General features: G+C 51.2%; 10 protein-coding genes. 4 read left to right on the top strand and 6 right to left on the bottom strand.

What is annotated here, in order from left to right:
• Positions 1–118: 118 nt before the first annotated feature.
• The 3 genes from Q8O92_16710 to ilvD all read right to left on the bottom strand — a co-directional run bounded on the left by Q8O92_16710 (position 119) and on the right by ilvD (position 4119).
• Positions 119–1072, bottom strand: a complete 954-nt coding sequence (locus Q8O92_16710) for a CehA/McbA family metallohydrolase (protein ID MDP2984962.1) — start codon at positions 1070–1072, stop codon at positions 119–121.
• Positions 1073–1101: 29 nt separating this feature from the next.
• Complete coding sequence (locus tag Q8O92_16705) at positions 1102–2274, bottom strand: uroporphyrinogen decarboxylase family protein (GenBank protein MDP2984961.1); 1173 nt, start codon at positions 2272–2274, stop codon at positions 1102–1104.
• Between the two features lie 171 nt (positions 2275–2445).
• Positions 2446–4119, bottom strand: a complete 1674-nt coding sequence (gene ilvD, locus Q8O92_16700) for a dihydroxy-acid dehydratase (GenBank protein ID MDP2984960.1) — start codon at positions 4117–4119, stop codon at positions 2446–2448.
• Between the two features lie 229 nt (positions 4120–4348).
• Between ilvD and Q8O92_16695 the strand changes: the two genes are divergently transcribed.
• Positions 4349–6682, top strand: a complete 2334-nt coding sequence (locus tag Q8O92_16695; GenBank protein MDP2984959.1) for a hypothetical protein — start codon at positions 4349–4351, stop codon at positions 6680–6682.
• A gap of 354 nt (positions 6683–7036) precedes the next feature.
• Positions 7037–7657, top strand: coding sequence for a hypothetical protein (locus Q8O92_16690; GenBank protein MDP2984958.1), 621 nt, complete (start codon positions 7037–7039; stop codon positions 7655–7657).
• Positions 7658–7737: 80 nt separating this feature from the next.
• On the opposite strand, the gene Q8O92_16685 is transcribed toward Q8O92_16690, so the two are convergent.
• Positions 7738–7902: an AsnC family protein gene (locus Q8O92_16685; protein MDP2984957.1), complete on the bottom strand. Its 165-nt coding sequence runs from the start codon at positions 7900–7902 to the stop codon at positions 7738–7740.
• Between the two features lie 252 nt (positions 7903–8154).
• On the opposite strand from Q8O92_16685, the gene gcvH reads away from it, so the two are divergent.
• Both gcvH and lipA read left to right on the top strand, forming a co-directional pair.
• A complete protein-coding gene (gene gcvH, locus Q8O92_16680; protein ID MDP2984956.1) occupies positions 8155–8556 on the top strand; it encodes a glycine cleavage system protein GcvH in 402 nt (133 codons plus the stop codon).
• A gap of 3 nt (positions 8557–8559) precedes the next feature.
• Positions 8560–9531, top strand: coding sequence for a lipoyl synthase (lipA, locus tag Q8O92_16675; protein MDP2984955.1), 972 nt, complete (start codon positions 8560–8562; stop codon positions 9529–9531).
• On the opposite strand, the gene Q8O92_16670 is transcribed toward lipA, so the two are convergent.
• Together Q8O92_16670 and Q8O92_16665 are read right to left on the bottom strand one after the other, a co-directional pair.
• A complete protein-coding gene (locus Q8O92_16670) occupies positions 9464–10630 on the bottom strand; it encodes a class I SAM-dependent methyltransferase (GenBank protein ID MDP2984954.1) in 1167 nt (388 codons plus the stop codon). The genes lipA and Q8O92_16670 overlap by 68 nt on opposite strands.
• Before the next feature lie 60 nt (positions 10631–10690).
• Positions 10691–10872, bottom strand: a 182-nt coding sequence (locus Q8O92_16665) for a hypothetical protein (GenBank protein ID MDP2984953.1), incomplete at its 5' end; no start/stop codon positions are given.

Here is a 10872-nt window from a genome sequence, read left to right as displayed (position 1 = left end):
TTGCATAAGCTGTGAAAATACCGTATTTCTAATCATGGGCAATCCTCCTGTTCTGTATCGATTAATGGTATTTGTCTACCTAAATATATACAGAATAAGGACATTGCCCATTTCTATTTTATTTTAACCGGACACTACTGTTCTTCTCCATAAAAACCGGCTGCGTCCAGGCCCGGAGATTGTTGGAATCGGTTACCCTGACCCGGACATAAGATTCCCCTCCTGATATCCGATACTCCGCGAAGGTTCCGTACCGGGTGTAAAGCACAGAACCGCTGCGGCCGATGAATTCGATTCGATAGCGGGTGTGCCCCCACTGTTGAACTTTTATGGCGATGCGCCCCACAACCGCGGAATATTCTTCAAGGATCACTCCGGTAGTGGAATAAAAATCTCCCCTTTCAAGCGCCTGGTAGAGATTTTCAGGCGCCAGTTTCCCGCTTCGAACCATTACCCAGCCTCTGCCGGGGTTGTCGTGACGGGGCGAAAAAGTGGTGAAATGATGGGAATCGTCAGAAGCAACGCCCCACACCCGTTTTCCACCGGTGAGGAGAATGTCCCACATCTCTTCCGTACCGGGGCAGTCGATGCCGGTATTGTTCACCGCCGCGCCGCAGTTGGCAAATTCAAAAAGGCTGAAACCGGTAACCGGCAGGATGTCTTCCACCGAAAGCGCCCAACGATAATTAGGATGGTTTACCATGGGAAGCCCGCCCGCAGCGCGAACGGAGTCGACATTCCTTTGCAGGACTGCGGCTGCATCCAGTCCGTGCTCAGGCGCCAGGGTACTGGTTATTCCCAAAGCGTTGACATGAATGGGCTTTTCGCCGTCCGAAGAAGGATAGATATCGGTGATTTCCTCCCCGGGAAGAACAAGAAACCTTTCCTTCTCATCGTAATTTGCAGAAAGAATCTCAACCGGAGTGACCAGGTTGTGGTCGGTAATCGCCGCAAAATGGTAGAGGTGCCTTCGGTACCATTGAATCACATCCGCAGGAGAAGAATCGCCGTCGCTTTTGTTCGTGTGGTTGTGCAGGCTTCCTTTGTACCAGCGGAAGGTTTCTTCAGCCATAGATGCTCCATTACGTACATTTTGTATGATTATGGAATCATATCCCGTATCCTCATGAGCCGCCCGAAATCGGCATCCGGCGGAGTAGTGTCTGAAACACCGAGGATAAACCGCGGACGGCTGTCAACTGCTTCGATGAGCGTTTTCATGAAACGCTCAAACTCTTCTTCTCTGTATAATTCCGGCATGAGCGCGACGCTCGGTATGCCGCCCCAGACGGTCATGCCTTCTGTCTTTGCAAGCACCTCATGGATGTCGCTCTTGGTCATGGGCGCCGGTGCGACCGCCTCCAGCACATCGATTCCCGTCTGACGGTAAAGATCGAAAAGGGATTGGTTTTCACCATCGGCGTGGATGAGAACGTACTTGCCGTTGTCATGCGCCATAGCGGCGAACCGTGAGATCCAGGGCATGATATGCTTTTCGTAGAACGGCGGATAGGTGATGGTCTCATCCGTATTTGCGCCGAAAAGAAGAAGCTCACCCGGGGAAGAAGATGCGATAGGCATGAGCTGCTCGAAGAATGAGCCGATGGCATCGGCAAGCGCTTTCAGTTCGTCCGGTCGGTCATACAACTCCATGAAGAAGGATGTAATATCGATAAGGTCGCGCATGATATGCTGCATGGGTGAACCCGGTATGCTGGCGGTTGCGACAACAACAGCATCCTCGCCGGCAGAATCAATCATTGATTGAACGCCATCGTACTTTGGCTCGACATCGATATTCTCGAAGAGAAATATGAGAGGAGCATAATCTTCCCCGCTTTTGATGGCATGTTCGGTTATCCATGAGATCGTTGTCCCCGATCGTTTCATGTCTTCGGTCATTTCAAAGCTGACGCGTACCGTTCCTTTTGGGGTGCGGTATGTCGTCGTTGTCCTGTATTCATCCTTTTCGGTTATGCGCTCCACCTTCCGCAGATTAATCCGGTAGGGAACCTGCGGGATGTGATAGATGCCGATGCCGCGGTCTGCCATCTGCGCCGGGTCTTCTGTCCGTAAAAAATCGGGTACGGCAAGGTGCCCGCCGACTCCGATCATACGGGCAATATCAAGAGTATTGGCGCAGTCATGATACTGTTCAGGCAGCGTTCCCCGATACTGGTGGGCGTTGAACCAGATATCGAACCTCGGGGCATAGGGAAGCTTTCCGGGAAAGATTCCCCGAATGGTTTTCAGGACATCGGTTTTATGACTCATGATTGATTTTTTATACCGGTTATGTCATTTGTGGTAAGTATTCTTGAAAATATTGCTCCGTTATTTGCAATTAGATCCTGAAACAAGCTCAGGATGACACGTGTCATGCCGAACTTGTTTCGGCATCTATTTATACCATCACTAACCTTATCTAAAACAAACCAGGATTTTTTATTTGAATTTGTTTTTTATTATGGCGCCTTTGTCCGCCGATTCGGCGAGGTGTGCATAAAGAGCCAGATACCCCTTTTTGAACTTTGGTTCGGGCCTTTTCCATTCCGCCGTACGGGCATTTATTTCCAAGTCTGAAATGTGCAGGTGAAGGTTCCTCGCAGGGATGTCGATAGTAATCATGTCGCCATCCTTTACAATCGCCAGTGGTCCTCCTTCCGCCGCTTCCGGCGACACATGGCCGACAAAACATCCCTTGTTGGTCCCTGAAAAACGGCCATCGGTTACGAGAGCTGTCTTAAGTGCGAGATCCCGTCCATAGAGCAATTTCATGGCTGTGTACATCTCGCGCATCCCGGGGCCTCCCTTTGGACCCTCATAGCGTATTACCACTACTTCTCCCACCTGGATTTCACCTTTGATTATAGCCTCATTAGCCTTTTCTTCCGAGTCGAAACAATGCGCCCGCCCCACAAATTTCTGCATCTGAGGGGAGATTGCAGCCGGCTTGGTAATTGCTGTGTTGGGCGCCAGATTTCCTTTTAAAACGGCAAGGCCTCCCCCTTCGCTCCAGGGATTTTTATATGTTTTTATGATACTGCTGTCAAATATTTCAGCATTGGCTACATTTTCAGCTACGGTTTTCCCGGTTACCGTTATTGCGTCGCCATGTAAAACCGATAAAAGCTCTTTCATTACCGCCGGTACGCCGCCCGCGTTGTGGAAATCGTGAACATTTGCCGCAGCTGCAGGATTTATCCTGGCAATAACAGGTGTTTTGCTGCATAAAGATTCAAAGATATCCATGGTAACTTCACAATCGGCCTCATAAGCAATCGCAGGTATGTGGAGAGCTGCATTCGTTGATCCCCCGATTGCGGCGTTGACACGAATGGCATTTTCCAGGCTCTCCATAGTTATGATGGTTCGTGCGTTTATGCCTTTCCTAAGCAATTCGACAATTTGCCTGCCGGTTTCCTGCGCCGAACGCAAGCGTTCGGCATATGTTGCCGGAATAGTTGCGCTGCCCGGTAAACACATACCCATAGCTTCAGCCACACAGCACATGGTATTAGCCGTTCCAAGGAACGAACATGAACCGCAGGTCGGGCCGGCACAATCCTCGAGCTTACGGTAGGTTATCTCGTCGATAGCGCCGGATTTAAGCATTCCAAGCGCTTCAGTAATGGAAGAGATGTCGGATTTCCGGTTATCAAAATCGCAGCCGCCTTCCATGTTCCCGCCAACTGCCAAAATGGCCGGAATATCAAGACGGGCAGCAGCCATCAACATACCCGGAACAATCTTGTCGCACGATCCCACAAGCACAACAGCATCGAGACAATGGGCTTCGACCATCATTTCTATATCGTTTGCGATGAGATCGCGGGTAGGCAGGATGTAATGCATCCCTTCATGCCCGTTAGCGATGCCATCGCAGGCTGCAATCACACCGAATTCGACCGGAGTTCCTCCGCCCTGAATAATACCCTGCCTGATATGATTTGAAATTTCCCTCAGGTTATAATGGCCGGGAACTATCTGGTTCCAGGAATTGGCAATTCCTATCAACGGCCGTTCAAGGTCATAGTCGCTATATCCCATTGATTTAAAAAGTGCACGATGCATGGAACCTTCCGGACGTTTCAAAATGTCTTCGCTGCGGCTTTTCATAAAAATTTCTCCAAGAATCATGATCCGGTGTATTATGTTATCCGAGCATGCAACCTCACCCGGCCTTTGGCCACCCTCTCCTAATTAGGAGAGGGAAACGACAGCCAGTTAAGAGTCACCCCTCTCCTGACTAGGAGAGGGGACGGGGGTGAGGTAATATCCTAAAAATAGTGGTTTTCGCGTCTTGAAGCGAATGTTTTTCAGCATACCCAAAATAAAGGAGCACGTCATGCATCTCTTGCACAGAGCAGTATTATGTGTCACGGTAGCGATATTTATCATCATAACCGGCAATACCATCTCTTCTGCAAAAAAGCTTCCCGATGTCGAGGTAAAGATGCATAATGGCCGCCCGACAGTTTTCGTGGACGGCAAGCCAACCGCTCTTCCGACGTACAGCACCTTCGGGCAAAGTAGGCTGAAAGACGCGATGCGGTTCTTTATAGACATTGGGATGGACGCGTATCACTTGAGTATTGCAAGTCTCCCCAATGATTATTTCGGCACCCGTTTTTGGGTTGGCGATACTATAGACAAAAAACCATTGGTGAAAGTTCCGGACGATTTCTTCGATGTTGATGAACAGGCAAAGTTCATCCTGGATGCCGACCCCGATGCTTATTTATTTGTCCGTCTTTTGGCACGTCCGCCCGCATCCTGGAAAGAGAAACATGAGAATGAATACTTTATCACCGATGAAGGAACCGTGCATGACACTCCTTCTCTCGCATCGGATAGATTCTGGGACGCAGCAGCGAAATATTCGGCCGCAGTGGTTGGGTATGTAGAGTCAACCCCCTGGGCCGAGCATGTCATAGGATACGGGAATTATCACCACACCGAAGGGTGTCACATGCCTGTGGCCGATGGATGGTTTTTTGACCATAATCCTCTGATGACTCAAAAGCTGCGAGAATTCCTCAAGAATAAATACGGTACGGTTGGGAAGCTTCGCGCCTCGTATGGCGACTCGCTCATGACATTCGATAATGCGGAAGTGCCAAAGGACAAGCTCCGAGGCGCTGTCCCCGATATTTCTCAGATACTCTATTTTCAGGCGGGCAAAGACAACCAGGCGCTGAGAGATTATCTTGAACTGACCGGAGACCTGTTTCTCATGAGATTCCGTCAGCTTGGAGAGGCCATGTCCGGAGCGACAGACCGTAAGGTGATCTTCCTCCATGATGCCCTGAAACAGACCATGCTCGGGTGGAACCTGAAAGGTTTCTTCGGATACAGTTCCTTCGGAGAGAAGGTGTCGTGGAGCCCGGCATATCCTGAATTAATGGCCGGATCGGGAAGCATGAACGCAGCGGCGCTCGATGGTACCCCCGGATATAATGGCCTTATTACCCCTCACGACTACCAGGCGCGGGGTATTGGCGGAGTTTATGAACCTGAAGGCATCGTGGATTCAATCATTCTTCGGGGAATGTATTTTTCCTGCGAGATGGATTCACGGTTCCATAGAACAAACGAAATCGGCTCAGCCCGTAACCTCAAAGAAGCAGATGCAATACTCTGGCGCAACCTGGCGACGAGCCTCGCCCGTGGATTCAATTCCTACTGGCAATGGGGATTCGCTGTCGAAGACTGGTTTTACTGCGACCAGATTCATAATCTTATTGCACATCAGGCCGATATCATGAGGCGCTCTCTCAACTGGAAACACGAGACCATGCCCGGTATTGCCATGATCCTCGATGATTCCGCTGTGCTTGAAACAAACGGGAACGGCAACTTCTTGAACGAAGCGATCATGTGGGAACAGAAGATGGGAATGGCGCGGTGCGGGGCGCCGCACTGTATGTATCTCTTCGAAGACCTGGCGCTGGACAACTTCCCGAAACACCGTGTGTTCTACTTCCCGAACCTGTTCCGGGTTGACGACAAACGAATGGCGCTTTTAAGGGAAAAAGTATTCCGCGACGGCAATATAGTAATCTGGGGGCCCGGTTCAGGCATTTCTGACGGTACAAAGATCGGCACGGAGTCTGCCTCAAAACTTACCGGTTTTAAATTCACAATGCTCCCTTCAAACGCGCCGCGCCGTATTCTCATTTCCAATTTCGATCATCCCATCACAGCTAACCTCGAAGAATCGATGGTTATCGGAGGTCCGCTGCCTTACGGCCCTGTCCTTTTGCCAACCGACGGCACCGAGCTCGGCCTTGCCTGGGCAAAAGGCGGCATGAATCATATCGGCATGTCTATCAAAGAGTTCGGCAAAGGCGCAGCGAAAAGCAAAGATGGCATTGCATCACGCGGGAAAGGCGATTATGCGGCTATTTTTATAACAGCAGTTCAGATACCTGCTGACCTCTGGCGCACTATAGCACGCTATGCAGGCGCTCATGTATATTGTGAAACCAACGATGTCATCATGGCTGATAACTGCATAGTCGCGCTGCATTCTCTTAAATCAGGAAAGAAAACCATTACACTGCCTGAAAAGTCACGAGTAATAGAGCTGAATACAGAGAAAGTTGTTTCTCAAGGAACAAGAGAAATTATCTGTACCATGAAAGCGCCTGATACACGCGTGTTCTTGATTACAAAATGAAAAAGAGCACAAAATAACATTCATAGAGATTTGAAATGATTTTCCCATATTCCTCTCCTTGATTTTTTTTAGTCTGTCAGCTAAGATGATCCGGCAAAAAGTAAGTTTTACATTATTTTCTGGCGTTTCTTTACCTCACCCCCTGTCCCCCTCTCCCAGTCAGGAGAGGGGGTAACTCATTATGCGCCTTGTTTTAGCCCTCTCCTAATTAGGAGAGGGTGGCCGAATCATCAGCTAATAAATAAAAAAAGTAAAAAAAGGCTGTCTATTAATTAAACCTTTCACATTTTATTTATATCTAAAGGTCATGAGATGTTTCCGTCATAAAAAAACCTTTACTGAAAGGAGCACGGAATGAACAGACGCATCTTCTTCGCCAGTCTCATCCTCGTCGCAGTGTCGAGCCTGGTAATGGTACCCACCCTTATGGCACAGCAGCGGGGCACCCCTCTTACCCCGGAAGAAAGGGTGGCGAATATTGAAAAGGCGATAAAACTCACTGCTGACCAGAAAACACAGATTTTAAAAATCTACACCGACGCGGCTGCTAACGCTCAAAGTGGCGGCGGTGGCGGAAGAGGCGGTGGATTTATGGGTGGTGGGATGCTTCCAGCCGCGGTTGAAAAGGCTCTGACTCCCGATCAGGTAAAGAAATATAACGCCTTCACCCGTCAGCAAAGTATCGACGGTACAATCACTCGGATCAATGAAGCGGTCACCTTAACTGACGATCAGAAGAAAAAAATTGTACCCATCATCGAGAAGCAACTTGACGCGCAAGCTGCCGTGAGGGCCGAAAGGGCCAAGCAGGTAGCAGCAGGCGAAACTCCGGACAATCAGGCAATGATGGACAAGATGACTGCGATCCGCGACGAAATGGTCAAATCTCTGGGAACGGTTCTGAATAAAGATCAGCTTGAAAAGTATAATGCCATGCCCAGAGGCGGAAGAGGCGGCGGCAGAGGAGGGCAGTAATCCGGCTCAACCTTCCCCTATACTTTTTTGTGAATTAATAAACGGCATACGTCAAATGATTATGATACGCATGTATCATATCATCGTATGCCGTTTTTATTCATAACACTTACCCGTGCACGGACAGTGTTTTCGGTAATGGAAAGGGCTTTGGCAATCGAGCCGAATGATTTGCTGCCGTCCTGAAGGTGCCTGAGAATATTCAGGTTTATTTCGTCAATCTCCACAGAGGTTCCTTTTTTCATGATATATCCTTTCTCCTCGGTAAAGCTGTCATTTTTGTATCATCATCTCTGGATGGCCGATTTGTCAAGCAGATTTTTTTTTCAGGCATGCTGTACAAAGGGTATTGGGAAAAAGCATAAATGTATTATACTTTACGACAGTGGATGGCATGTGACTCATGGGGCGCTCATGCGGGAATTCGGAGGGATATGTTACCGCACGCCGTCCAATACCAGAGATGTTTCCGATTGAACAATTAGAGGAGAAAGAACATGAAACAGTTACATGAACTGCATGTTCCGGATGACCGTAAATATTCCGGCGATCACGAATGGGCAAAACCGGCAGGCGGCCTTGTGCGGGTCGGCATCAGCGATTACGCCCAGAGCGAACTGGGGGATGCCGTATATGTGGAGTTGCCGGAAGTCGGCAGGATGCTTCAAAAAGACAGCGAGTTCGGTACTGTGGAATCGGTGAAGGCGGTATCAGAACTGCGTACGCCGGTTGGCGGTGAAGTGGCGGCGGTGAATACAGCCCTGGTCGATGCTCCCCAGTTGATGAACCAGAGTCCCTATGACGACGGGTGGATGATCGAAATCAAGCCGGGCGATCCGGGCGAGGTAAATTCACTTATGGGCGCGAAAGAATATCTTGCCTTCCTCTCGGGGAAATAATACATGCGCTATCTCCCGCACACCCCGGAAACAGTGGAAAAGCTCATGAATGATGATGTGGCCGGAATCATGGTCACCAATCCGAACACACTCATACTGAATACCGAACGCAAACCTTCGTGGTTAAGAAAAAAGGTGGGGTATGGCGCCATTTTCCAGAACGTTCAGGCTGTTCTGGAATCTCAACGGCTCCATACCGTGTGCGAGGAAGCGCTTTGTCCAAACCGCGGCGATTGCTTTTCCCAGGGCGCCGCAACGTTTTTGATTTTGGGAGACCGGTGCACCCGCGATTGCCGCTTCTGTGCTGTGGCTCATGGACCCGATGGAGTTACTGACCCGTCAGAACCTCTCCGGGTCGCGGAAGCGGTAAAAACCCTGGGTTTGAACTATGTGGTGATCACATCGGTAACCCGCGACGATCTCCCCGATGGAGGAGCAAGCCATTTCGCCGCCGTCATCCGGAATATCCGTATTCTCTCCCCGCATACCGTTATTGAAACGCTCATCCCTGATTTCATGGGGTCGGAGGAGGCGCTTGGGACGGTTGTTTCCGCCTGTCCGGATGTCCTCAGCCACAACCTGGAAACGGCGCCCGGCCTCTATCCCCTGATCCGTCCCGGATCGGATTATCGCCGCTCTCTCACTATTTTAAAACGGGCCGGAGAAATGGATCGGGACATTGTTCTGAAATCCGGACTCATGCTGGGAATCGGGGAAACCCGCGAGGAACTCTGCGCAGTCTTTTCCGACCTGAGTCAGTCCGGGTGCGTCATCCTTTCGCTGGGACAGTATCTCCAGCCGGACGGCGATTACTATCCGGTGAAACGGTATGTCTCGCCGAAAGAATTTGAGGAACTGAGGATGATTGCTTTAGAAACGGGTTTTAAGGAAGTGGCCAGCGCGCCTTTCACCCGCAGCTCCTACCGTGCGTTTGAAATGTATACGGCTTTAAAGAGTCTACCGGCTCCACAATGAACGCCTCGTGTCCTTTGCCCAGGCGGGTGAGTATAACGATGGCGTGCCCCGACCCCTTCAATCGCAGCTTCTTTATAACCTCTTCCGGGAGCAGGGGAAATCCCCGCTTTTTTACGGTAACCTGTCCGATGCCGAGGGCGTTCAGCTCCTCGGATAGGCGTTTCAGGTTGAATTTCATCCGCGAGAGCACCCGGTAACCCCGGAAAAAGTCATCCCGGATCAAAGTCTCCGATGTTGTGTAGGCTATCGCCCGGCTGAGGAGCTTCATTCCAAGAGAAGCAGCTTTTCTCCCCAAAAGCCCCGAACGGATGAGCGCAGGATCGGGTTCGTACAAGTATTCCCCTTCGCCGCCGGTTTCCGCTTCCTCTACCGGCAGATCGGTATCGCGGAGAATAGCGTTTCGGTGGAGAAGGCTCACCGTCACCGTACATCGCCGCATGTTCCCTGTCCACAACACCGCCTCCTTGAGGCCGTTCGCGGTTGATACCCATTCAAGCTCGTGCGGGATGGAAAGATTATCCTCTCGTATCGATGTCGGCAGCTTGGCCGCGCCTCCCGGAACCTTTGTCAGAAGCTCTTCAACCCGATCAAGCGGCGGCTCCATAGCGAAGGGGTCCCACGTGCGTTTGCCGCCGCTCCGCCGAGAGGGGTCGATGAAGAGCGCATCGCATTCTTTCAGTATCTCCGGCAGGCAGAGAATATCGCCCTCCGTCATTTCGGCCACTATACCGTGAAGCCGCATATTTTCGGCGCAGAAAAGGAGCCTTGCCGGGTCACGGTCCACGCAGATGATGCGTTCCGCAGCAGCCCCGAGAGCGACAGCGTCACCGCCGATGCCGCAGCAGGCATCGCAGACCGTTCCCAATCCCCGGAAGCGTTCCGCACGGTGTTTCGCCGCCTCTTCACCGGTGGCCTGCTCCAGCGCCTCACGGGTGAAGAACATCTCCCCGGCGCGGGCAAATTTCCCTTTGCCCCGCTCACGGGCTTCTGCCAGCTCCACCGCCGCAGCGAGAAAGGCGGGCGGAACATCCGGAAACAGCTTGCGAAGTCGGGCGCCGGCGGCGAGGGCATCGCGTGCACCCCCCTCCAGGGCGGACATGACTTCTCTCCCCCGTGGCGAAAGAAGGAATCGGGCACTGGATATTTCCATAAAACAACCCTAAGTGAAGATGCCCGACGTTTTCCCGCCCCGCTTGATAATACGCTCGACCGCGAGCATGTTCAGCATGAGCTGACGGGGGTGATGGAAGTTCTCGGCTCGGCGGCTGCCATCGCCCTTGTCGAACCTTACCCGCCGGTCGGCAGAGTCGATCCAGAGAGGATAGCCGTACTGCTTGAGCG

Origin of the sequence: Candidatus Latescibacter sp. (assembly GCA_030692375.1) — a bacterium.
Classification (GTDB): domain Bacteria; phylum Latescibacterota; class Latescibacteria; order Latescibacterales; family Latescibacteraceae; genus JAUYCD01.
Note: the sequence above shows the minus strand (reverse complement) of the source record. Positions and strands in the feature narration are given on the sequence as shown.